Annotated in this window: 17 protein-coding genes; 6 read left to right on the top strand and 11 right to left on the bottom strand. The window is 71.3% G+C overall.

Going from position 1 to position 22,958, the window contains the following annotated elements:
- Positions 1-9: 9 nt before the first annotated feature.
- From FEF34_RS25760 to rplU, 5 genes are all read right to left on the bottom strand, one after another.
- The gene (locus FEF34_RS25760; protein WP_138055266.1) at positions 10-1,509 is read right to left on the bottom strand and encodes a bifunctional cytidylyltransferase/SDR family oxidoreductase; all 1,500 of its coding nucleotides are present in this window, start codon (positions 1,507-1,509) and stop codon (positions 10-12) included.
- A gap of 192 nt (positions 1,510-1,701) precedes the next feature.
- The gene (locus FEF34_RS25755) at positions 1,702-3,768 is read right to left on the bottom strand and encodes a glycosyltransferase family 4 protein (RefSeq protein ID WP_138055265.1); all 2,067 of its coding nucleotides are present in this window, start codon (positions 3,766-3,768) and stop codon (positions 1,702-1,704) included.
- Between the two features lie 462 nt (positions 3,769-4,230).
- The gene (gene obgE / locus FEF34_RS25750) at positions 4,231-5,667 is read right to left on the bottom strand and encodes a GTPase ObgE (RefSeq protein ID WP_138055264.1); all 1,437 of its coding nucleotides are present in this window, start codon (positions 5,665-5,667) and stop codon (positions 4,231-4,233) included.
- Between the two features lie 134 nt (positions 5,668-5,801).
- On the bottom strand, positions 5,802-6,056 hold the full coding sequence (gene rpmA, locus FEF34_RS25745) for a 50S ribosomal protein L27 (protein WP_093653962.1): 255 nt from the start codon (positions 6,054-6,056) through the stop codon (positions 5,802-5,804).
- 14 nt (positions 6,057-6,070) lie between these two features.
- On the bottom strand, positions 6,071-6,391 hold the full coding sequence (gene rplU, locus FEF34_RS25740) for a 50S ribosomal protein L21 (RefSeq protein WP_138057723.1): 321 nt from the start codon (positions 6,389-6,391) through the stop codon (positions 6,071-6,073).
- 707 nt (positions 6,392-7,098) lie between these two features.
- On the opposite strand from rplU, the gene FEF34_RS25735 reads away from it, so the two are divergent.
- The 6 genes from FEF34_RS25735 (at position 7,099) to FEF34_RS25710 (ending at position 15,341) form a co-directional block, all read left to right on the top strand.
- On the top strand, positions 7,099-7,566 hold the full coding sequence (locus FEF34_RS25735) for a hypothetical protein (protein ID WP_138055263.1): 468 nt from the start codon (positions 7,099-7,101) through the stop codon (positions 7,564-7,566).
- A 152-nt stretch (positions 7,567-7,718) separates the two neighbouring features.
- Positions 7,719-8,315: an acyltransferase gene (locus FEF34_RS25730; RefSeq protein ID WP_138055262.1), complete on the top strand. Its 597-nt coding sequence runs from the start codon at positions 7,719-7,721 to the stop codon at positions 8,313-8,315.
- Positions 8,316-8,525: 210 nt separating this feature from the next.
- On the top strand, positions 8,526-10,268 hold the full coding sequence (locus FEF34_RS25725) for a D-glucuronyl C5-epimerase family protein (RefSeq protein ID WP_138055261.1): 1,743 nt from the start codon (positions 8,526-8,528) through the stop codon (positions 10,266-10,268).
- A 273-nt stretch (positions 10,269-10,541) separates the two neighbouring features.
- Positions 10,542-11,645 carry a non-hydrolyzing UDP-N-acetylglucosamine 2-epimerase gene (gene wecB, locus FEF34_RS25720; protein ID WP_138055260.1) on the top strand — a complete coding sequence of 368 codons (1,104 nt, stop codon included), beginning with the start codon at positions 10,542-10,544 and terminating at the stop codon, positions 11,643-11,645.
- 145 nt (positions 11,646-11,790) lie between these two features.
- Positions 11,791-13,209, top strand: coding sequence for a glycosyltransferase (locus tag FEF34_RS25715; RefSeq protein WP_138057722.1), 1,419 nt, complete (start codon positions 11,791-11,793; stop codon positions 13,207-13,209).
- Positions 13,206-15,341, top strand: coding sequence for a glycosyltransferase family protein (locus tag FEF34_RS25710; protein WP_138055259.1), 2,136 nt, complete (start codon positions 13,206-13,208; stop codon positions 15,339-15,341). The genes FEF34_RS25715 and FEF34_RS25710 overlap by 4 nt, the downstream gene beginning before the upstream one ends.
- 72 nt (positions 15,342-15,413) lie before the next feature.
- On the opposite strand, the gene FEF34_RS25705 is transcribed toward FEF34_RS25710, so the two are convergent.
- The 6 genes from FEF34_RS25705 to FEF34_RS25680 form a co-directional block, all read right to left on the bottom strand.
- Positions 15,414-16,637, bottom strand: a complete 1,224-nt coding sequence (locus FEF34_RS25705) for an IS30 family transposase (protein ID WP_138051393.1) — start codon at positions 16,635-16,637, stop codon at positions 15,414-15,416.
- 196 nt (positions 16,638-16,833) lie between these two features.
- Positions 16,834-17,802, bottom strand: a complete 969-nt coding sequence (galE, locus tag FEF34_RS25700; RefSeq protein ID WP_138055258.1) for a UDP-glucose 4-epimerase GalE — start codon at positions 17,800-17,802, stop codon at positions 16,834-16,836.
- A gap of 82 nt (positions 17,803-17,884) precedes the next feature.
- On the bottom strand, positions 17,885-19,168 hold the full coding sequence (locus tag FEF34_RS25695) for a nucleotide sugar dehydrogenase (protein ID WP_138055257.1): 1,284 nt from the start codon (positions 19,166-19,168) through the stop codon (positions 17,885-17,887).
- A complete protein-coding gene (locus tag FEF34_RS25690; RefSeq protein WP_138055256.1) occupies positions 19,165-20,826 on the bottom strand; it encodes a glycosyltransferase family 2 protein in 1,662 nt (553 codons plus the stop codon). Before FEF34_RS25690 ends, FEF34_RS25695 begins: the two co-directional genes overlap by 4 nt.
- The gene (locus FEF34_RS25685) at positions 20,823-21,836 is read right to left on the bottom strand and encodes a Gfo/Idh/MocA family protein (protein WP_138055255.1); all 1,014 of its coding nucleotides are present in this window, start codon (positions 21,834-21,836) and stop codon (positions 20,823-20,825) included. The genes FEF34_RS25690 and FEF34_RS25685 overlap by 4 nt, the downstream gene beginning before the upstream one ends.
- Complete coding sequence (locus FEF34_RS25680) at positions 21,833-22,951, bottom strand: DegT/DnrJ/EryC1/StrS family aminotransferase (protein ID WP_138055254.1); 1,119 nt, start codon at positions 22,949-22,951, stop codon at positions 21,833-21,835. Before FEF34_RS25680 ends, FEF34_RS25685 begins: the two co-directional genes overlap by 4 nt.
- Positions 22,952-22,958: the final 7 nt, after the last annotated feature.

Genomic DNA, 22,958 nt, shown 5'->3' with positions numbered 1-22,958 from the left:
GGAGAAGTATTACACATCCTCCTGGCGGTCCAGCACGGACGCCAGAGCCTGCTCGAACCCGGAGGCCTCGCTCGCCCCGCGGGTCGGGTCCTGCTGGCGTACGTCGATGACGTGGCCGGTCAACTCGGAGAGCAGCACATCCAGCGAGGTCCGGGCAACGGCCTCGGAGGACAGCAGCGAGCCGGCCGGCTCCTGGCCGAACGCCTTGGTGCGCATGGGCGTGGCCGTGCGCTCGGGATTGACGCAATTCACCCGGATTCCCTCGGCCGCCCATTCGTCGGAGAGAGCCTGGGTGAGATTCACCATAGCCGCCTTGGTCGACGAGTAAAGGCTGTATTCGGCGCGACCCCGGGTGTAGCTGGAAGAGGTGTAGAGGAGCAGCTGCCCCTTGGATTCCGCCAAATACTTGTAAGAGGCACGGGCAATCTGGACGGGTGCCAGGTAATTGACGTTCAGCGCTTCCTGAATGGTCGCGTTGTCGGTCTCGGCGAGCTTGCCGATGCGCAGCACTCCCGCGGTGTTGATGACGTAGTCGACGCGCCCGGTCTCCGCGTACGCCTGGGAGAGGGCGTCGTCCACGTGCTCCGGGTTCTCCACGTGGGTGCCGGTGGTGGAGCGACCCAGTGCGTAGACCTTCGCGCCGTACTCCTCGGCGAGGGCGGCGATGTCCGCGCCGATGCCGTACGAACCGCCGAAGACGACCAGGGTCCTGCCGGCCAGCAGCTCGCGGTACGCGGCCTCGTCGGCCTGGCGCGGCGCGGCGGTGGAGGCGAGCTGGAACAGCTTGTCGGCGATGAAGACATCGACCGGCTGCGTCACCTTCATGTTGTACTCGTCACCCGCGACGACGTAGATCGGCACGTCCGGGAGGTACCTGAGCACGACGCTGCAGTCGTCGGTCGCCTGGAAGTTCGGGTCACCCGCGGCGATCTCGTACGCCCGGCGGATCGTGGAGAGCTTGAACGCCTGCGGGGTCTGGCCGCGGCGCAGCCGCGAGCGGTCCGGCACGTCGGTGATGAACTCGCCGTCCTCGCCGTGGGTGCGGGTCACGATGATGGTGTCGGCGGAGGGGATGGCGACGTCGACGGCCTGGTAGCGGGCGAGGGCGCTGACACAGTCCGCGATCACTCGCTGTGACAGAAGCGGACGCACCGCGTCATGGAAGAGGACATTGGCGTCCTCGCCCTCCGCGAGGCCTTCGCTGAGGGCCTCGATCGCGCGCTCGGTGGTCTCGTTCCGGGTGGCGCCGCCCTCGATCACCCGGCGGACCTTGGTCAGCCCCGCCTTCGCGATGATCCTCTCCACGTCGGGCACGAAACCCGGCGCCATCAGCACGATCACATCGTCGATCGCCTCGGCCTGCTCGAAGATCGACAGCGTGTGCTCGATGACTGCCTTGCCGGCGATCTTCAGCAGCTGCTTGGGGATCGCGAGCCCCACCCGCTGGCCGGTACCACCGGCGAGCACGACTGCTGTGGTGCGGGGCTTGGCTTCGTGCGGCACGGACACAGACGGACCTCTACCTTGCGATGACTGGGGGACGGTGTGATGGTCGCACTCTGCGTGACCGTCCCGCAAGGCAGTCCTCAAGGTGTCCACACCGCCCGGAAACCCCCTGTTCACCCTGCGGTCAGAGGGGTTTGAGGGGGCGAACCGGAAGAAGAGGTGACAGATACCACAGGCCAAGGCCAGGGCCCGGCATTACTTCATCGTTTTGTCGACGACATTGAGCACGAGTTCGTTTCCCGCGCTGAAGAACATCTTCACCGTGACCTGTGCCCGAGCCCGGGAAAGCAGCCCGTCCACGGCCGCGCGCACCCGTGCGAGCGGCCGCTTCCTGAGCACCTCGACGGAGGGGTAAGGGAAGACGCTGCCCTTCTCCGCCACGTCGTCGAGCACCCGGCCGATCCGGACCGGCGCGGCCCCGGGCGCGGGGAGCAGCCAGAGGTCCCAGACGTCGTGGTCCGAGGCATGCACGGCGACCGGCGCGGCGAGCGGGATCGCACAGCGGAACCCGTCGGCCCCGACCCGGGTACCGGGGAACTCCAGCTCGCAGGAGTCCGCTCCGCGGCGGCGCAGCAGGAGCACCGGCTCCCCGACCGGCCGGACCTGGCCGAGCAGTCGGCCGGACACGGTGATCCGGCGGGAGCCGACGGTGATCTCGCCGGACTCGGCGTGGGCCGGCCGCGCCCAGGAGCGCAGGGCGAGTCCGCCGTGCCGCACGTAGGGGACCAGGGTGTGCACGGGCTCTCCCGGCCGGACCCGGTCGGCGGCCCGCATCGCTCCGCGCTGGTCGACGGACCGGGGGACGAGCCGGGGGCGGCCCGAGGCGTCCTCCCGCACCGTGCCGGCCGCCGGCGGGTCGATGTGGCACGTCCAGACGCCCTCGGTGAGTCCGGCGTCGGCGGGGATCACAGCACGGCCGGACGCGTTGAGGGGGAAGACCCGGTCGGGGACGGCGGCGTCGGGATGGACGCAGACGAGGTCCGACCGCCCGGCGCGCTCGCCGAGCAGAGTCACCGTCACATCGCCGTTCTCCTCGGCTGCGCAGTCCACGAGCGGGCGGGCGGCCGTCCGGTCGTCACCCGGTACGGCGGGTGCGGGCCCCCCGGTGTGCGCACGGGTGCCCGCGCCGAGGTCCGCGAACAGCTCCTCGTACTGCTTCGCGACCGGGCCCGGGTCGAAGCGGCGGGCGTGGGACCGGGCCGCTGAGCCCATGCGGCGGCGCAGCGGCTCGTCGTCGATGAGACGGAGAAGGGCGTCGGCGACGGCCCTGCGGTCGCCGACGGGGACGAGCAGTCCGTCGACGCCGTCCGCGACGATCTCGCGCGGGCCGTAGTCGCAGTCGGTGCTGACGACGGGCAGTCCGCACCGCATCGCCTCCACGAGCGTCATGCCGAAGGACTCGTGGCGCGACGTGGAGACGGCGATGGCTCCCTTCACCCACTCCGGCTCGATGGGCGAGCGAGGCCCCATCAGATGGACGCTGTTGTAGAGGCCGAGCTCGTCGATACGCCTGCGGAGACGCTCCTTCTGCTTGCCCCAGCCGCAGATGCGCAGGGTCCACTCCGGACGCACGGCCACGACCTCGGCGAAGGCCTCGATCAGGACGTCGTACTGCTTCTCCGCGGCGAGGCGGCCGGCCGCGACGACGGTCGTCCCACCGAGGTCGGAGACGGGCACCATGGGCTCGGGGACGCTGTTCGGTATGGACAGCACCCGGGTGCCGGGCAGCGGCATCCGCTCCCGCCACACGGCGGCGTCGCCCTCGGAGACGGTCACGAACGCGTCGAGTGCGGCGAGGTGCGGGCGCATCTCGGCACGCAGCTCGGGCTTGTGGTGATGGTGCGTCATGTGCTCCTGCCCGATGAGCACCGCGCCTGCGGGCGCGAACTGGACGACGTACGCGACGAGTCCGGGCCGGGTGCCGATGACCACGTCCGCGTCGGAGGCGGCGTAGTGCTCGCGCACACGCTGGTCGGTGAGCCTGCTGTACTCCCTGAACCGCGCCTCGTGTGCGGGAATGTGCTCGGCGGGCGCCAGCGCGAGGGGATGCTTCGTCTCGTTGCCGGGGGACGAGGGGCGGGTGTCCACCAGCGGGACGACGGTGATCCGGGGGTCGATCGCGAAGAGCGGCTCGTCCCGGTGCCGGAAAACGGAGACGATCTCCACCTCGTGGCGTCCGGCGAGCTCCTCCGCGAGATTGAGCGTGGTGCGGATGGTGCCGCCGATGCCATAGATGGTGTGGATGAGGAAGGAGACCTTCATCAACGCTCCGTTCGACCGTGCTGGGGCACCTTGCTGCCCCACCCCCGCGAACAAGACGGTGATATCGGTGAGGAGGTTGCGCCACCGCACGGATCCGAACGGAGGGGACATCTCCACCGCCACCGGGCATGTCGTCACGGCGCCACGGAACTGCCGAGGACGGGAACACGGGCCGGGGAAGGACGGTCGCCGGGAGTGGGATACGGGGCCCGGCTCCGGATGCGGATGCGCTCTCCGGATGCGCCGGGATCCGCCCGTGCCCCTCGGAGAGGGCCCCGGTGGCAGAGTCCGCGGCGGATCGGCCCAAGCCCGAAAACGGGCCGGGGCCGGGGGCTGCTGCCCCCGGCCCCGGCCGGCGCCACGCGCCGTCGGATCAGAACGGCCCCGATCGGAACGCCTCCGGAACGGAACGGCGCCCGGATCGGATCGGCTCGGAACGATCCCGAATGAGAACGGCTCGGATCAGAACGGCTCGAAGTCGTCGTACTCGCGTGTGGCCTCGTCGCGCTCCGCCTGGCGGTCCTTGCGGCGCTGCGCCGCGGGGCGCGGAGCCTCGAAGCGGTGGTCCTCGCCTCGGCGGCCGAGCATTTCCGCGCCCGCCATCATCGTGGGCTCCCAGTCGAAGACGACGGCGTCGTCCTCGGGGCCGATCGCCACGCCGTCACCGGCACGGGCGCCGGCCTTCATCAGCTCTTCCTCGACGCCGAGGCGGCTCAGCCGGTCCGCGAGGTAACCCACGGCCTCGTCGTTGTTGAAGTCGGTCTGGCGGACCCAGCGTTCGGGCTTGTCGCCGCGCACGCGGAAGAGGCCGTCCTCCTCCTGTGTGACGGTGAAGCCGGTGTCGTCGACCGCCTTCGGGCGGATGACGATGCGAGTCGCCTCCTCCTTCGGCTTGGCCGCGCGCGCCTTCGCGACGATGTCGGCCAGGGCGAAGGACAGCTCCTTCAGCCCGGTGCGGGCGACCGCGGACACCTCGAGAACCCGGTAGCCGCGCTCCTCGAGGTCGGGCCGGATCATCTCCGCGAGATCCTTGCCGTCGGGGATGTCGACCTTGTTCAGCACGACGATCCGCGGACGGTCGTCCAGACCGCCGTAGTGCCGCAGCTCCTCCTCGATGACGTCGAGGTCGGAGACCGGGTCGCGGTCGGACTCCAGTGTCGCCGTGTCCAGCACGTGCACCAGCACCGAGCAGCGCTCGACATGGCGCAGGAACTCCAGGCCCAGACCGCGGCCCTGGCTGGCGCCGGGGATCAGGCCCGGCACGTCCGCGATGGTGTAGACGGTCGAGCCGGCGGTGACGACGCCGAGGTTCGGCACGAGCGTGGTGAAGGGGTAGTCCGCGATCTTCGGCTTGGCTGCGGACAGCACCGAGATCAGCGAGGACTTTCCGGCGCTCGGGTAGCCGACGAGCGCCACGTCCGCGACCGTCTTGAGCTCCAGGACGATGTCGCCGGACCGGCCGGGCTCGCCGAGCAGAGCGAAGCCGGGCGCCTTGCGGCGGGCCGAGGCCAGCGCCGCGTTGCCGAGACCGCCGCGACCGCCCTCGGCGGCCACGTAGGTCGTGCCGTGCCCGATCAGGTCGGCCAGCACGTTGCCCCGCTTGTCCAGGACGACGGTGCCGTCGGGCACGCTCAGGACGAGGTCCTGGCCGTCCTTGCCGGAGCGGTTGCCGCCTTCGCCGGGCTTGCCGTTGGTCGCCTTGCGGTGCGGCGAGTGGTGGTACTCGAGCAGGGTCGTGACGGACTGGTCGACGGTCAGGATGACGTCACCGCCGCGCCCGCCGTTGCCGCCGTCCGGCCCGCCGAGGGGCTTGAACTTCTCACGGTGTACGGAGGCGCAGCCGTGGCCTCCGTTACCCGCGGCGATGTGCAGCTCGACGCGGTCCACGAAGGTGGTCATGGTCCTGTGCCTCCAGTACGAAAGTGGCGAAGTGCGGAGCACGGCGATCCGTGCGGGTATGTCTGTCCGTCAACAAGCGAAAGGCGGACCCGCTTCCCGCCCGGGGAAGTGGTCCGCCCTCGCAAGAACTCCGGTCAGGCGACCGGAACGACGTTCACGACCTTGCGGCCGCGGAAGGTGCCGAACTCGACGGCACCGGCCTGCAGCGCGAACAGCGTGTCGTCGCCGCCGCGGCCGACGCCCGCGCCCGGGTGGAAGTGCGTGCCGCGCTGACGGACCAGGATCTCACCGGCGTTGACGACCTGACCGCCGAAGCGCTTCACGCCGAGCCGCTGAGCGTTGGAGTCGCGACCGTTCCGGGTGGACGATGCGCCCTTCTTGTGTGCCATCTCTCCTCAGTCCCTTACTTCGCAGCCATGGGGATCGCCGTGACCTTGATCGCCGTGTACTGCTGGCGGTGGCCCTGACGACGGCGGTAGCCGGTCTTGTTCTTGTAGCGCAGGATGTCGATCTTGGCGCCCTTGTGGTGGTCCACGACCTCGGCCTGAACCTTGATCCCGGCCAGCACCCACGGGTCGCTGGTCACGGCGTCGCCGTCGACAACGAGCAGGGTCGAGAGCTCGACCGTGTCGCCGACCTTGGCAGTGGAAATCTTGTCAACCTCAACGATGTCGCCGACAGCAACCTTGTGCTGGCGACCACCGCTGCGCACGATGGCGTACACGCGGATCTCTCTCTCGCTCGTCACGGAAACCCCTGATGCCAGCCGCCCGCACGGGCCGGGGCCCGGACAGTCCGCAAGGGATGGACGGCCTCTCCGGATCGCGGACCCGGAGGGAGGTGCTCAGAAGCTGGCGTACGGAAACACGCCGACGGTCAAGGTTACGGGCAGGGTCGCAGGGGGTCAAACCAGCCCCCGGAAGGCCACGGAACCACGGTAAACCGGCCACGCACGCCGCCACGCGCCGCACGGCGGGCTCTGTGACGGGCTGTGCCATGGGCCGTGCACCGGCCGGCTTCGCGGTGTTCTCCCGTGCCGTCCCGGCACACCGCCGCGGCGCTCCCCCGGAACGCCGCCTCCCGCATGCCCCCTGCCGGGCCGCCCCCTCCCCGGCACACCGGCCGGGCAGCCCCTGGCCGCCCGGGCCGTTGTGGTTCTTGGGTGTGCGCTCGTGCTCCTGCGCTCCTTCCTCACCATGCCCCGGCTGCTCCGGCACGGCCCCGCCGTCGGCGCCGACCTGCCGCCCGACGAGGCGGTGCTCCTCGACGCGCGGCCCGCGCCGCTGCGCGACGCCGTGTTCTCCCGCGGCCGCGGGAGAACACGGACCGGCCCGCGAACCGCTGGCCGCGACCCGGCTCGGCGCCGAATGGGAACGGCGCAGCCATTCGTCCGCCTCCGCCACGGCCGGGGTGCTCGCCCGGGTGTACGGGTTGTCCGATCCCCGGCCGCTCACCGGGCTGCTGCGTTCCTCGACGGCCCCGGCGCGCCGCGAGGCGGACCTGGTCTCCGCCCTCGGCCTCCCTACGCTGCCGGCCGGCTTCGGCCGGCTCGCCGACCCGCTCGCGGGTGTGCCCCGGACCGGGCTGCTGAAGCGCCGCGGTCTCCTCGCCGGGATGCGCGACACCCTCGCGAACGACACGGAACGCCTGCTGGTCCGGTCCCCGGGCGCCGGCCCGCCGCCCCGTCCGAAGCGTTGGCTGCTGCCGCGTCTGCTCGCCCTGGCCCTGTTCGCCCCGGCCGCGGCCTGGGCCTGGTGGTCCCCCGGCGTCGGCCCGCTGCGCTCCGTCCTGCTGTCCCTGCTTGCGCTGGTCTTCGGGGCGCAGAGCGTGGCGGCGGCGAGGGAGCGCCGCGGCGGCTGGACGAACTCGCCGGCTACTGGGTGCCCGCGAACCAGGTGATCGCCGACGGTGCCTGACACCGCTCCGGACGGCGCCTTCACCCGCCGTCCGGAGCGGTGTGAGCGGCCGTGACGGGCCGCCCGCCTCGGCCGCCCGCCTTGGGCGGGCGGCCCGTATGCTCGGCCGGAGGCCAGCCACCGGAAGGCAGAGAAGTGAACTACAGGGTCCAGCCCAGCGCCCAGGTCGACGAGACCGCCGAGATCGGCGCCGGCAGCAGCGTGTGGGATCTCGCGCAGATCCGCGAGGGCGCCCGCCTCGGCGAGGGCTGTGTGATCGGCCGGGGTGCGTACGTCGGCACCGGCGTGCGCATGGGCGACAACTGCAAGCTGCAGAACTACGCGCTGGTGTACGAGCCGGCCGAGCTCGGTGACGGCGTCTTCATCGGTCCCGCCGTGGTGCTCACCAACGACCACAACCCGCGTTCCGTCGACCCCGAGGGCAAGCAGAAGCGCGGCGGCGACTGGGAGGCCGTCGGTGTGGAGATCGCCGACGGTGCCTCGATCGGCGCGCGTTCGGTGTGTGTCGCTCCCGTCCGCATCGGCCGCTGGTCGATGGTCGCCGCCGGCGCCGTGGTGACGAAGGACGTGCCGGACTTCGCCCTGGTCGTCGGAGTTCCGGCGCGGCGGATCGGCTGGGTCGGCCGGGTCGGTGTGCGGCTGACCGAGCGCGAGGGCGAGCCGGACGTGTGGGAGTGCCCGCAGACCGGCGCCCTGTACGAGGAGAAGGACGGCGTGCTCACCGAGCGCTGACCGCAACCCGCCCGGGGCCTCTCCGCCCCTGCGCCCCCCGCGGGTCGGGGCAGCGCGACGCGGCGCTCGGCAACCGCGTGACCGCCGGGAGCCCGGCTCGGCCATCCGATCGAGTCGGCCTCCGGGCTTTCGCGTGTCTGTCACGACTTCCGCCCGTTATGTCCCATAGGATCCGCAGCCATCGCCGATCTTCCCCTGGGGGCTTCAGGCATGGCCGAGAGCGGCAGCACCCGACGGGACCGTTCCGCAACGGAAGGTTCCACACTGGACCGCAGGCGGTTCATCCGGCTCACCGGCGGCACCGCGCTCGGCGCCGCCCTCACCGGAGCCGGCACCTGGGCGGACGCGGCGCAGGCCGCCCAGGGCGCATCGGCCCCGGCCCAGTCGTTCCCCAAGGCGACGCTCCCGCCGCTCCCACCCCTGCCCGACCAGCTCTCGGGAGGAAAGGTGGCTCCCCCCACGCCCTCGGTCCGCGTCCCCGGTGCGGACGGCGCGCCCGCTCCGGCGGCCGTACGCGCCCCGATCCCCGACGCCCTCCCGTTCACCTTCCACGGCAGCGGCTACACCGCGGTGGATCTGCCGGAGCGGCTGCGGCCCTGGCGCGACCGGCCGACGCCCTGGTCGGGTGTCACGCCGGACACCGCGCACACCTATCTCGACCGCGACGGGGTCATCATGTACCGCCCGCGCAGGTCGGCCCCGGGGTACAACCAGCCCGTCACCCAGATCCAGTTCGGTCTCGGCTGCGCCGCCGCGTACCGCACCGTCCAGGACCCGGCACGCCGGGCGCTGTACCTCAGGCGTGCCAAGGCCCAGGCGAAACGCCTGATCGACACCCGGGTCGAGGCGAGGGGAGCGTGGTACTTCCCGTACCCGTTCGACTTCACGCACGGCACCCACAGCGGCATCTCCTACCGGGCCCCCTGGTACTCGGGGATGGCGCAGGGCGAGGCGATCAGCCTCTTCGTGCAGCTGTCCCTGCTCGACGGGGTCACGCCGGAGGAGCGCGCGCTGTACCGGACGGCCGCCGACAGGGCGTTCGCGTCGCTGCTGCGCGGGGACGACGGCGACCCGTGGGTGGTGAACAGGGACGCCGCGGGTTATCTGTGGATCCAGGAGTACCCGGTCGACGCACCCGGCACGTCGGACCGCACGTACAACGGCATGATCTTCGCCATGTTCGGGCTGTGGGACTACGCCCGGATGACGGGGAACACACTGGCGGCCCGCCTGTACGACGGGGCGTGCACCACGGTCGACCACTACTTCCCCACCCTGCGCAACCGGCGCTGGGCCTCGTACTACTGCCTGACGCACCGGATCCCGACGCCCTCGTACCACCAGCACCACATCAATCTGTACCGGCAGCTGCACTGGCAGACCGGCAGTCCGCGCTTCGCCCACATGAGCGATCTGCTCACGGACGACCACCCTTCGGGCTTCCTGCCGGAGGGCTCGCCCGTCGTCCTCGCCGCCGGCACGCACACCCTCTACCGCTACGACACCGACGCGGACGGCGACTTCGTCGCGTCGAAGGGGGACACCGAACTCGCGCGCAGGACCGTCAGCCTGCCCCGCACCGGCCGGGCCACCGCGAACCGCCGCCGCCGGATCAAGGACCGCGGGGTGGCCTACCGGATCGACTCGGGCCCCTACGCCGGCTGGTGGGCCGGTGAGTCCCACCCCAGGTGCTACCTGCTCGGGGAGTTCCTCCCCACCGAGTACCGGCCCGGCCGGACGCTGTCCTTCCCCGCGGGCCGCATGGTGACCTGCCACCGCTACGGCCGGGACCACGGCGTCGCCGCCACCCGCACCGTGACGTTCGACAAACCGTCCGGAGCGCCCTTCGACCGGCGGTCGGTCGTGAACGGCCGGCCGATGTGCCGGATCTCCGCCGGAGCCCTCAAGGACTACTGGGTGTACGCCGGGGACGTCGCCACCGACGGACGCTGAGCACCGCTCCGCCCGGTCACCCGGGGACCGCCCGACCGAGCGGACGGTCCCCGGGTGACCGGTTTTCACCTGAATTACGCACACGGTTCACGAAATCGTTATGCGGTCGCGCCGATGATCGCCGGGGGCGTTCTGACCTTTGCATGCACACGACCTCCGCCCGGTGCGGCCCCATGGCCCTGGGCCTGGTCAGTGCGCTGATTGCCTACCATTACGAGCAGTGTGAGACCGTGACACGCCTGCCCACGCCCGGACCAAGAAGAAGAGTGCTCAGTGAAAGTCATCAGCATCGTCGGCGCCCGTCCTCAATTGGTGAAGCTCGCCCCCATCGCGGCGGCGTTCGCGGAGACCGAGCACGAGCACTTCATCGTGCACACCGGGCAGCACTACGACGCCGACCTCTCCGACGTCTTCTTCGACGGCCTGGGCATCCCGGACCCCGACGTGCACCTCGGCGTGGGCTCCGGCAGCCACGGTGTGCAGACGGGCTCCGTGCTCTCCGCCCTGGACCCGGTCCTGGAGCGCGAGAAGCCGGACTGGGTCCTCGTGTACGGCGACACCAACAGCACGATCGCCGGCGCGCTCTCGGCCGTGAAGATGCACCTCCCGGTGGCTCACCTCGAGGCGGGCCTGCGCTCCTTCAACCGGCGGATGCCGGAGGAGCACAACCGCGTCCTCACCGACCACTGCGCCGACCTGCTGCTCGCCCCGACCGAGGAGGCCATGCGCCACCTCGCGGGCGAGGGCCTCGCCGACCGGGCCCGGCTCGCCGGCGACGTCATGGTCGACATCTGCCTGCGGATCCGGGACGCCGTGCGGGCCGGTGAGCACCCCGCTCCGGCGCTGCCCGAGGGCATCGACCCGTCCCAGCCGTTCCTGCTGGCGACGCTGCACCGCCCGGACAACACGGACGACCCCAAGCGCCTCTCCGCCATCCTGGAATCGATGGCGAAGCTGCCGGTCCCCGTGGCGCTGCTCGCCCACCCGCGTCTGGTCGCGCGCGCCGAGGCGCACGGCATCAACCTGGCCCAGGGCAGTGTGCACGTCGGCCGGCCGCTGCCGTACGCGGGTCTGGTCGCCGCCGTGCTCGCCTCCACCGGTGTGGTCACGGACTCCGGCGGTCTGCAGAAGGAGGCGTTCCTGCTGGAGCGCATCTGCACCACGGTCCGCCCCGAGACCGAGTGGGTGGAAACCGTCGAGACCGGTTGGAACGTCCTCGTTCCCGACCCGCACGCCCTCTCCCCCGGGGAGTGGGCCGCGACGGTGACCCGCGCCGTGCCGACCGACGACCCCGGCACCCCGTACGGCGACGGCCGGGCCGCCCAGAACGTTGTCAGGATCATGGAACAGTGGAAGGGGGGCAGCCGGCACGCGTGACGGAGCAGCGGCCCCGCGCCGCGCGCCCGCGACGGGCGACGCGGCGACCAGGTGGCCCGAATCCGTACATGTCACCGTGCTAGCGTCACCGACTATGTCAGCGTCTCCCGGATCCGGGCTGCCCGCCGAAGGCAAGCGGCCTCATGTGATCTACCTCGCCATCGGGTTCCCGCCGGCCGCCAAGAGCTCGGCCTACCGCATGCGCGAGACCGCGAACCAGTTCATCAACGTGGGCTGGGACGTGACCGTCGTCAACGTCGCCCAGGAGTCCTGGGAACGGGACTCCGGCGTCGACCTCACCCTGCTGGACCAGGTCGACCCCAAGGTCAAGATCGTCGAGCTGCCCCTGGCACGCGAGGATCTCGAGACGGACATCCGCCTCTACGACGAGGCCCGCGCGCTCAACCCCAACGGCTGGGTCGCCAAGCTGCGCCGCCGCCAGATGAAGCCGTTCCCCGAGCCCAACTTCGGGGAGTGGCGCACCGACCTGGAGCAGGCGGTCCTGCGCATCCACGAGGAGCACCCGGCCGATCTGCTGCTCGCCAGCTGTGTGCCGTACGTGAACCTCGCCGCGGCCTGGAAGCTGTGGGAGGAGAAGCGGGTCCCGTACGCGGTGGACTTCCGCGACGGCTGGTCCATCGACGTCATCGAGGGCGTCGAGGCCTTCGGGCCCGACTCCGAGGAGGGCCGCTGGGAGCGGAAGATCCTCGACGAGGCCCTCTCCCTGTGGGTGGTCAACGACCCCATCGCCGACCACTACCGCAGGCGCTACCCGGACTTCGCCGACCGCGTCCACGTCGTGCGCAACGGCTACGACGCCGACAGCTCCCCGGGCCGCGCCCATGCCCCGGACCCCGAGTCCGGGCTGGTCTTCGGCTACCTCGGCACGGTCAACTTCACCCCGCAGCACCTGGAGACGGTGCTGAACGCCTGGAAGGCGGCGCGGGAGAAGGAGCCGCTGCTGGCCAACGCTCGCTTCGAGGTGCGCGGCCACATCGGCAACGGTGCCGGCCGGGAGGCCAACCGGCACACGGAGATCCTCAAGCAGGCCGAGGCCGACGGCGTCCACTTCGGCGGCCCCGCCGCCAAGGCCGAGGTCGCGTCGATCTACTCCGGCTGGGACGCGATGGTGCTGATCCTGATCGGCGGCCGCTACGTCACCTCCGGCAAGGTGTACGAGTACATGGCCACGGGTCTGCCGATCGTGTCGGCACACGTCGTCGAGCACGACGCGTCGAACGTGCTGAGCGGGCACCCGCTGTGGACGGGCGCCGTCGGCATCGACGAGGAGGGCCTGACCGAGTCGTTCGTCCGGGCCGCCCACATGGCGGTGGAGACCAGCGACGAGGTGCACGCCGAGGCCATGGCCCACGCGGACCAGTTCACCCGTGAGGCGCTGATGACCGTGGCCGTGAAGAACCTCGTCGAGGAGTTCACGGCGAAGTACGCCGCACCGGGCGCGCGGGGCGTCGGGCCCGGCGACACCCCGGCCGCCGCGCCGGGCACCGAGGACGTGGCACCCCTCGCCGAGAAGTCGACCGTCGCCGGAGGACCCACCCCGTGACCGAAGTCCTGTTCGTCGCCGCTGCCAAGCCGCAGTTCGGCGTGCTCGCCGACTCGGTGCGCAAGTTCAACGCCCTGGGCGCGCGGGTGCACCTCGCGGCCACGTTCCACCTGGAGTCCTCCGCAGAGGAGGTCGCCGCGCTGGAGCTGACCGGGCTGCACCAGCTGCCGCAGAGCGTCGCGCACCGCAGCCAGGCGCTGCGGCGCAAGGCGCGCACGTCCCCGCTGGGCATGCGGGTGTGGATGCAGTCCAAGAGCGACTCGTGGCTGCGCGAGCGCGCCCGCAAGGCCGACGTCATGGTCGCGCTCGACCCGGGCGCCGTGTACACCGTGTGGCGGCTCGCCCAGTACAACCGCAGTGCCGCCGCCATGTTCGGGATCGCGCCCGGCCTGAAGGCCGTCGAGGGCCTGACGTCCCAGGGCGGCAGCGTGCAGCGGCGTTCGGTCATCCCGCCACTGGACGCCGTCGCCCGCGACGTCCGCCGCTCCGTGGACGGGCTGCCGGCCGCGGTGATGCGCACCGCGACGGCTCGTCCGGTGATGCGCTCCAACGTCGGCGCCCGGCTGTGGCGCACCGCCGTCACCGCCCCCGGTGTACCGACCGGGGTGCGCGCCGCGACCTCCCGCTACGTCGCCGAGGGCATGCAGTGGGCGGGCCGTACGAGCGGCGCCGCCATAGCGCTCGCCGATGCCGCGTCGAAGATCCCGGACCTCGGGCTCAAGGCGCAGCTCCTCGACGAGGGCGTGATGAAGGAGATCGCCAAGGGCCTCAGCCCGCGTCATCTCGGCAAGGCGGTGGCGGCCCAGCTCGCCTTCGCGGACCGGGAGTTCGCCGCCGGCCGCACGGAGCAGGCGGCCACGGCGCTGGACCGTGCGCTGTTCCTGGCCTTCCACCGGGTGCTGCACATCGACCAGCTGTCCTCGCCGCTGGCGAAGGACGCGGAGGGATTCGTCGCCCCGCTGTACCGCTCCAAGGCGATGCAGGCGCTGAGCCGCCCGCAGGGCCGGAGGACGCCGTACAAGAAAGCGCCCGCGGACCGTCCGCTGCGGCTGCTGGTCACCACCAGTGCCAACGACAACTTCCTGCGCCACGTCCTGGACCACTTCGGCGACCACCCCGGCGTCGAGCTGCGGTTCCTGGACCTGGCCGCGTCGAAGCACCTGAAGCGGATCGCCTGGGCGGGCCGGCGGATGCTGGAGGACCGGCTGTCCGGCGGCACCAGCGACTACCAGGAAGAGGTGGAGCGGCTGTTCCGCCCGTACCTCGACTGGGCCGACACGGTCTTCCTGGACTGGTCGGTGGGCCCCGCGGGGATGCTCACGACCATCGACCCGGGCGACACCCGGATCGTGGTCCGGCTGCACAGCTACGAGGCGTTCACGCGCTGGCCGCACATGACGGACTTCTCGCGGATCGACGACCTCGTCTTCGTCGCCCCGCACGTGAGGGACCTGGCCGTGTCGCTGGTCCCGCAGCTGCGCGGCGACCGCGCACCCCGCTTCCACATCGTCGACAACGCGATGGACCTGTCCGGCTTCGCCCGGCCGAAGCCCGCCGAGGCCCGGTTCAACCTGGGCCTGATCGGGATAAGCCAGGTTGCCAAGGACCCGAAGTGGGCCGTGGACGTCCTGGAGCGGGTGCGCCGCCACGACGAGCGCTACCGGCTGATCCTGGTCGGCGGCGACATGGACCCGAAGACGAGCCGGGCGACGCGCGAGTACCGCCGCGAGTTCGAGAAGGAGCTGGCTCCCCTGGAGGAGTCGGGTGCCGTGGTCCGGCTGGGCCCGACGGACGACGTTCCGTCGAAGCTCCAGGAGATCGGCACCATCATCAGTTCCTCGGTCCGCGAGGGCTGCCACGTGGGCCTGATGGAGGGCGCGGCGAGCGCCGCCGTCCCGGTCGCCCGCGACTGGCCCTTCTACGCGGGCAAGCCGAACAGCGCCAGGACCCTCTACCCCGAAGGCTGGGTCGTCGGCTCCCCCGAGGAGGCCGCGAAGCGGATCCTGGAGGCCACGGCCACCGAGGAGGCGTGGCGGAACGCGGGCAAGCTCGCGGCCGAGCACGCGCTGTCCGTGTGGGACTGGCCCGTGGTGCGGAAGGACTTCGAGAAGCTGTTCCTCGAGGAGCGGTAGAGAGCGATAAGGGGAAGGGCCCCGGGACTCCTGGCGGTTTCTAGCGGTCGTCGCAACACGTGGTTGTGTTGATCAGGCCGTGAGCAGTTTATGCAGGCGCTCGGCTGGGGTTTCCCAGCCGAGTGTTTTGCGTGGGCGGCGGTTGAGCTGGTCGGCGACGGCGGCCAGGTGCGCGGGGGTGTGGACCGACAGGTCGGTGCCCTTGGGGAAGTACTGCCGCAGCAGGCCGTTGGTGTTCTCGTTCGAGCCGCGCTGCCAGGGGCTGGCGGGGTCGCAGAAGTAGACCGGGATGTCGGTGGCGAGGGTGAACTCGCCGTGCCGGGCCATCTCACTGCCCTGGTCCCAGGTCAGGGACCGCTTCAGGTGGGCGGGCAGGGTCTGGACGGTGGATGTCAGGGAGGTCAGGACGCTCTCGGCGCCGTGGTCGCCGGGCAGGTGCAGGAGCATGACGTAGCGGGTGGCGCGTTCGACCAGGGTGCCGATCGCGGACTTGCCGTCCTTGCCGATGATCAGGTCGCCCTCCCAGTGACCGGGCACGGCCCGGTCCTCGATCTCAGCGGGCCGTTCGCTGATCATGACCATCGGGGTGGTGAAACGCGGCTGGCGGCAGTTCGCCTGCCTCTGCGGCCTGCGGCGGGCCCGCCCGGAGCGCAGGGCGCCTGCGAGCTCGCGCCGCAGCTGGCCTCTGCCCTGGACGTAGAGGGCCTGGTAGACGGTCTCGTGGACCACGTGCATCTCCGGCCGGTCGGGGAACTGTGCCCGCAGAGCGTGGCATATCTGCTCCGGGCTCCACTTCTCGTCCAGCATTGCCTGGACAGCGGCCCGAAGCTCGGGGTTCTCGCTGATCTTGCGGCTCTTGGGGCGGGGCCGGCGTGCATCGGCGCGGGCCTGGGCTGCGTGAGGGCGGTAGTGCCACCGGCCGCGTGCGCCGTCCGTTCGGTTGCGGCGGATCTCCCGGCTGACCGTGGACGGGCTGCGGCCCAGCTCCGCGGCGATCGCCCGCACCGTGGCCTTCTCCCGCAACCGGTCGGCGATGTGGATCCGCTCCTCCTCGCGCAGGTACCTGGACGTGCCGGAAGGCGGCGCCACCGCGGAAATCGGTGGTGCCGCCTTCTGCCGACGGTCGGCGCTGCGGCCGTTACGCCACTTGTTGCCGGTTCGCCGGTCAACACCGACGATCCGGCAGGCTTCCGTGTTGCTGTATCCCTGCTGCACGAGCCGGGAGTATGCCTCCCGCTCCCGGCGCAGCTTCACAGGCCCCTGCGCGGTCCGCACCTTGCGGATCTCGAAGTCCATCGCACCCCTTGAGCTGGGGTGTTGCGACGACCACTAGAACCTAAGCCTCGTCCCCGGGGGCCTTCCCCTTGGCCTTCTTGTCCTCGTGCTTTCGCCGGCGTGCCGGCCGGGTGCCTTCGGTGCCGCATCCCGTCCACCGCGCGGCGGACGGCGGAAACCTACGGGTGGCGGACGGCGGACGCCGCGCGGCGGATGCCTACGGGTGGCGCAGCCGCCAGCCCGCCCACGCCGACTCGACCATCTCCCGCACCTCGTGGCGCGCGCTCCAGCCCAGCTCCTCGCGGATGCGGCCGGCCGAGGCGACGACCCGGGCGGGGTCGCCCGGCCGGCGGTCCGTGACCTCGGGCTTGACGCCCTCGTGACCGGTGACGTCCTGGATGATCCCGATCATGTCGGCGACCGAGACGCCCTCGCCGCGGCCGATGTTGAGGATCAGCCGGGCGTCCGGGTCTGCGGCGAGCCGGCGTGCCGCCGCGACATGGGCGGAGGCGATGTCCTCGACGTGGATGTAGTCGCGGATGCAGGTGCCGTCCGGCGTCGGGTAGTCGTCACCGAAGATCCGCGGCGCCTCGCCGGACGTGAGCCGCTCGAACACCATCGGGACGAGGTTGAAGACGCCGTCGTCGCCGAGCTCGGGCGTGGCCGCGCCGGCGACGTTGAAGTAGCGCAGCGAGGCGGTGGCGACGGGGTGGACCCTGCCGACGGCCGTGACCAGCCACTCACCGGCGAGCTTCGTCTCGCCGTAGGGGTTGATGGGTGCGCACGGCGTCTCCTCGGTGACGAGGTCGACGTCGGGCATGCCGTACACGGCCGCGGAGGACGAGAACAGGAAGCGGCTCACCCCGGCGGCGACCGCCGCGTCGAGGAGGACCCGCAGGCCCTCCACGTTCTCCCGGTAGTAGTGGAGCGGCTTCGCGACCGACTCGGCCACCTGCTTCTTGCCCGCGATGTGCACGATGCCGGTGACGGCGTGGTCGCGCAGGACGCGGTCGACGGCGTCACGGTCGAGGACGGTGCCGATCTCCAGCGGCACCCCGGAGGGCAGCCGCTCGGCGCGGCCCGTGCTCAGGTCGTCGAGGACGACGACGCGCTCGCCGCTCTCCGTCATCGCCTTCACCACGTGCGATCCGATGAAGCCGGCGCCACCGGTGATCAACCAGGTCATGGGAACCTTCCTGCAGGCGGGCCCTGCCCCGGGAATCCGCGGGGCAGGGCCGGATGTCGTCGCGTACGGAGCGGGCCGTCCGTCAGCCGCCGATGACGACGCGGCGGACGCCCTCCCAGCGGGCCGGATCGGTGGTGCGGCGGCCGTCGACCAGGACGGTGACGTCCGGCAGGTCGGAGGCGGCCAGCTCGCGGTACTCGGCGTGGTCGGCCTGGAGGACCGCGGCGGTGACCTTCTCGCCCTGGTGGGGGGTGAGTCCGTGCGCGGACAGCTCCTCCGCGGTGTACATCGGGTCGGAGACGAACGGCACCGCGCCACGGGCCTTGAGGGCCTCCACGGTGCCGAAGACGCCGGAGAAGGCGGTCTCCTTGACACCACCGCGGTAGGCGGCGCCGAGCACGAGCACGTTGACGCCTGTCAGATCGCCGTAGGCGGCGGCCAGCAGGTCGACGGCGTACTCCGGCATGGCGGCGTTGGCCTCGCGGGCCGAGCGCACGACGGTCGCCTCCGGGTCGTTCCACAGGTACATCCGCGGGTAGATCGGGATGCAGTGGCCGCCGACGGCGATGCCCGGCTGGTGGATGTGGCTGTAGGGCTGCGAGTTGCAGGCCTCGATGACCTTCTTGACGTCGATGCCGTTCTTGTCGGCGAACCGGGCGAACTGGTTGGCCAGACCGATGTTGACGTCGCGGTAGGTGGTCTCGGCGAGCTTCGCGAGCTCGGAGGCCTCGGCGGTGCCCAGGTCCCACACACCGTTCGGCTGCGGAAGGTCGTCGCGCTCGTCGAAGTCCAGGACCTGCTCGTAGAACTCCACACCACGCCCGGTGGAAGCGTCGTCGACACCGCCGACGAGCTTGGGGTAGCGGCGCAGGTCGGCGAACACCCGGCCGGTGAGCACGCGCTCCGGCGAGAACACCAGGTGGAAGTCCTTGCCCGCGGTGAGGCCCGAGCCCTGCTCCAGCATCGGCGCCCAGCGGGTGCGGGTGGTGCCGACCGGCAGGGTCGTCTCGTACGAGACGAGGGTGCCGGGCTTGAGGCCCTTCGCGATGGCCTGGGTGGCGGCGTCCATCCAGCCGAAGTCCGGGGTGCCCTCGGCGTCCACGAACAGCGGGACGACGACCACGACGGCCTCGGACTGTGCGACGGCCGCGGCGGTGTCGGTGGTGGCGGACAGCAGCCCGGCGTCGACGGCCTGCTTCAGCTTGACGTCCAGGTCGTGCTCGCCGGGGAAGGGCTCGGTGCCGGCGTTGACCAGCTCGACGACCTTCTCGTTGACGTCGGCGCCGATGACCTTGTGGCCCTTGGCGGCGAACTGCACGGCGAGCGGAAGCCCGATCTTGCCGAGCGCGACTACACAGATATTCATCGGGTCAGTTTCCTCTTCACACGGGACATCAGGTGACGCAGCCGGCTGCGCTCGCCGGACGACGAGGACTCCCACAGCGGGGCCGTGGTGATGACGAGCCGTCCCTTGGCGTTGGCGTTCGCGGAGACACGGTACGGGACCTTCTCGCGCCAGCGCCGTGCCAGGGGCAGGGGCCGGTCCAGGGTCCTCACCGGGACCTCGTACGTCGAGCCTGCCACGTCCAGATAGGCGCGGACGCCGAGCTTGGCCCTGACGGGCCTGATCGGGATGCGGGCGGTGAGCAGTGTCCCCGTGCCGTCGTCGGTGGTGGTGCGGCTCAGCTCCCCCGCCGGGGCGGGGAGTTCGGTGCCGACGGGCAGCCTGCGGGCACCCGGCTTGTCGGCGCTCTTCGGCATCGCCTTGTTCGCGAGGCGGATGACGGCGTGGCCCGTCTCGCCCGTCACGGGAACGCGGACCGAGAGGGCCACGGCCAGCTCCTGGCCCTGCTGCTCCCACCACGCCGAGACCAGCCCGGTGCCGACGGCGAGCTGCCTGGGCACGGACTCGGCGATGACCTCGTACAGCCGGTCGGGCAGGCCCAGGGCCGGGTCGCGGAACCCGGGGTAGCGCAGATACGCCCGGCCGTCCTCCAGCAGCAGCGGAGGCGCTCCCCCGACGCCCTGGGGACGTGGGGGCACCCCCACGGCGGACTCCTCCTCGATGGCACGGATCAGCTCGGTGACGGCCCCGCGCTGGGCCAGCGCGATCCGCACCCGCCGCTTGACGTCCATCGAGTCGCGGAGCGGCTCGGTGAAGTAGTCGTCGGCGAGGGTGGCGATGCCGGCGCAGACCTGGATCTGTGTCACCCGGTCGAGCGCCGGGAAGTCGTCCTGGACGAGCTTGGCGAGCTCCCAGGTGAAGTGGCGCTTGAACACCGCGTCACGCCGGGGGCCCGCCTCGATGAGTCCGGCCGTGAACTTCATGATCTCGGCGGTGCAGCGCAGCCTCGCCAGGTGGTTGGCGCGGTATGTGATGTTGCTGGCGTCCCCGCGCTTGACCGCGTAGTAGTACGTGTAGTCGGCGAGGACGGAGATCTTCCGTGCCCGGACGCACGCCTCGATCGTGAACGGCTGGTCGCTGCCGACCGGCAGGTCCTCGGGGAAGCGCAGCTTGTGCCGCTCGACCAGGTCGCGCCGGAACAGCTTGGTGTTGGCCAGCGTGAACGGCAGCGCCGAGTCGTACAGGCTGACGTCCGGGTCGCTCTTCTTGTACAGCGCCTGGTGGACGTAACGGCCGTTCGTGCCGACCATCTTGCCGACGACGACGTCGGAACCGTGCTCGTCGGCACAGGCCACCATGCGCTTGAGCGCGTCCCTGCCGAGGTAGTCGTCGGAGCCGATGAAGTACACGTAACGGCCGGTGGCCACCTCCAGGGCACGGTTGCTGGGTGCGGCCGGGCCGCCGGAGTTGGCCTGGTGGATCACCTTCACGGTGCCGGGGTACCGCTCCGCGAAACGGTCGAGCTCCCGGCCGCTGTCATCGGTCGAGCCGTCGTCGACGGCCACGACCTCCAGCCGGTCCAGTCCGATGCTCTGGTTCACCAGCGACTCGAGGCACTCGGTGAGGTACGGCATCGTGTTGTAGACGGCCACGACGACGGTGACATCAGGGGTGGTCAACTGGCCACGCCCTCCGGGTCCAGCTGCACGGTGGCACCGCTCTTGGCGGAGTCGATGACGGCGGCGGCGACCTCGACGGTCCGCAGGCCCTGGCGCAGCGTGCAGATGTCCTGGGACTTGCCGAGCACCGCATCGCGGAAGAGCTCGTGCTCGACGAGGAGCGGCTCGCGCTTCGGAATCGCATAGCGGATCATGTCGCCCTCGGAGACACCGCGGAAAGCCTGCAGGGCCTCCCACTCGGTGGCCACGGCGGCGTTCGAGTAGAACGTCAGGTCCGCGGTGAGGGTGTCGGCGATGAAGCAGCCGCGGTCGCCGGTGACCGAGGTGAAGCGCTCCTTGAGCGGGCTCAGCCAGTTGACGAGGTGGCTGACCATCGTGCCGTCGGAGAGCTTGCCGACGGCCGAGACCATGTCCTCGTGCGGGCGGCCCGACTTGGAGACGGTGTGCGCCGCGATCGACGTGTACTGCTGGCCGGTGACCCAGGCCGTCAGGTCGATGTCGTGGGTGGCGAGGTCCTTGACCACGCCGACGTCCGCGATGCGGTGCGGGAAGGGGCCCTGGCGGCGGGTGACGACCTGGAAGACGTCACCGAGCTCGCCGGCCTCCAGACGGGATCGCAGGCTGCGCAGCGCCGGGTTGCAGCGCTCGATGTGGCCCACACCGGCGGCCAGGCCGCGCGACTCGAAGGCCTCGACCAGCCGGCGAGCACCCTCGACGGTGTCCGCGACCGGCTTCTCGATCAGCGCGCCGACGCCGGCCCCGGCCAGCTTCAGGCCGACTTCCTCGTGCAGCGCGGTCGGGCAGGCCACGACGGCGTAGTCGATGCCGAGCGCGATCAGCTCGTCGACGGTGGACAGCACGGGGGCGCCCTGGGCCCAGCCGTTCTTGTCCCCCATGGGGTCGACGACGGCGACGAGGTCGACGCCGTCGAGCCCGGCCAGTACGCGGGCGTGGTGGCGTCCCATGGAACCCAGGCCGATCAGGCCGGCCCGCAGTGCAGCGGCAGTCACAGGTTCTCTCCCAGCGCGTTCACAGCGGTGACGATGCGCTCGAGGTCGCCCTCGGTGAGCGAGGGGTGGACGGGCAGCGAGACGACCTCTGCGGCCGCCCGCTCGGTCTCGGGCAGATCCCAGTCACGGCCGGCCTTCTGGTCCGGCTCCCAGTACGGCTTCAGCCGGTGGATGGGCGTCGGGTAGTAGACGGCGTTGCCGACACCGGCCTCGGTGAGCTGCGCCATGGCGGCGTCGCGGTCACCGCGGACCCGGACCGTGTACTGGTGGTAGATGTGGCGCGCGCCCTCGGCCACGACCGGGGTCACCACGTTCGAGGCGGTGATGTGCTCGGAGAGGTACGCGGCGTTGGCGATGCGCTGCTCGGTCCAGCCGGGCAGCTTGGCGAGCTGGACGCGGCCGATGGCGGCGGAGACGTCGGTCATGCGCATGTTGGCGCCGACGATCTCGTTCGCGTAGCGCTGCTCCATGCCCTGGTTGCGCAGCAGGCGCAGGGTGCGGGCGACCTCGGCGTCGCCCGTGGAGATCATGCCGCCCTCGAGGCTGTGCATGTTCTTGGTCGGGTAGAAGCTGAACGTGCCGCCGGAGCCGAAGGCGCCGACCGGGGTGCCGTTCAGCGCGGCCGCGTGCGCCTGGCAGGCGTCCTCGACGACTGCCAGCTTGTGCTTGTCGGCGATGGCCGTGATCTGGTCCATCGCGGCCGGGTGGCCGTACAGGTGCACCGGCATGATCGCGGCGGTCCGCGGAGTGATCGCGGCCTCGACGGCGGCCGGGGAGAGGCAGAACGTGTCCGGGTCGATGTCGGCGAAGACGACGTCGGCGCCGACCAGGCGGACCGAGTTCGCCGAGGCGGCGAACGAGAACGACGGGACGATCACCTCGTCACCCGGGCCGATGCCGAGAGCCATCAGAAGGAGGTGCAGCGCGGAGGTGCCGGAGTTGACGGCGACGCAGTGGCGGCCGGCCACGAGCTCCGAGAAGCCCTCCTCGAACGCGGCCACCTCGGGGCCCTGGACCACCCGGCCGCTGCGCAGTACGCGTACGGCTGCTTCGATCTCTTCTTCACCGATGACCGGGCGGGCAGCGGGGATGGGCTGCGCGTTGCTGCTCGGCATTGGACGT

The sequence above is a fragment of the Streptomyces marianii genome (assembly GCF_005795905.1).
GTDB lineage: Bacteria > Actinomycetota > Actinomycetes > Streptomycetales > Streptomycetaceae > Streptomyces > Streptomyces marianii.
The sequence above is the reverse complement of the archived record's forward strand: the minus strand, read 5'-3'. Positions and strand labels throughout refer to the sequence as shown.

What these genes read in the sequence shown, in the direction of transcription:
- FEF34_RS25725 (WP_138055261.1), top strand. Translation starts at nt 8,526, where the DNA reads ATGGCCGAGAGCGGCAGCACCCGACGGGACCGTTCCGCAACGGAAGGT.
- FEF34_RS25755 (WP_138055265.1), bottom strand. Translation starts at nt 3,768, where the DNA reads ATGAAGGTCTCCTTCCTCATCCACACCATCTATGGCATCGGCGGCACC.
- obgE (WP_138055264.1), bottom strand. Translation starts at nt 5,667, where the DNA reads ATGACCACCTTCGTGGACCGCGTCGAGCTGCACATCGCCGCGGGTAAC.
- galE (WP_138055258.1), bottom strand. Translation starts at nt 17,802, where the DNA reads ATGACCTGGTTGATCACCGGTGGCGCCGGCTTCATCGGATCGCACGTG.
- rpmA (WP_093653962.1), bottom strand. Translation starts at nt 6,056, where the DNA reads ATGGCACACAAGAAGGGCGCATCGTCCACCCGGAACGGTCGCGACTCC.
- FEF34_RS25680 (WP_138055254.1), bottom strand. Translation starts at nt 22,951, where the DNA reads ATGCCGAGCAGCAACGCGCAGCCCATCCCCGCTGCCCGCCCGGTCATC.
- FEF34_RS25705 (WP_138051393.1), bottom strand. Translation starts at nt 16,637, where the DNA reads ATGGACTTCGAGATCCGCAAGGTGCGGACCGCGCAGGGGCCTGTGAAG.
- FEF34_RS25695 (WP_138055257.1), bottom strand. Translation starts at nt 19,168, where the DNA reads ATGAATATCTGTGTAGTCGCGCTCGGCAAGATCGGGCTTCCGCTCGCC.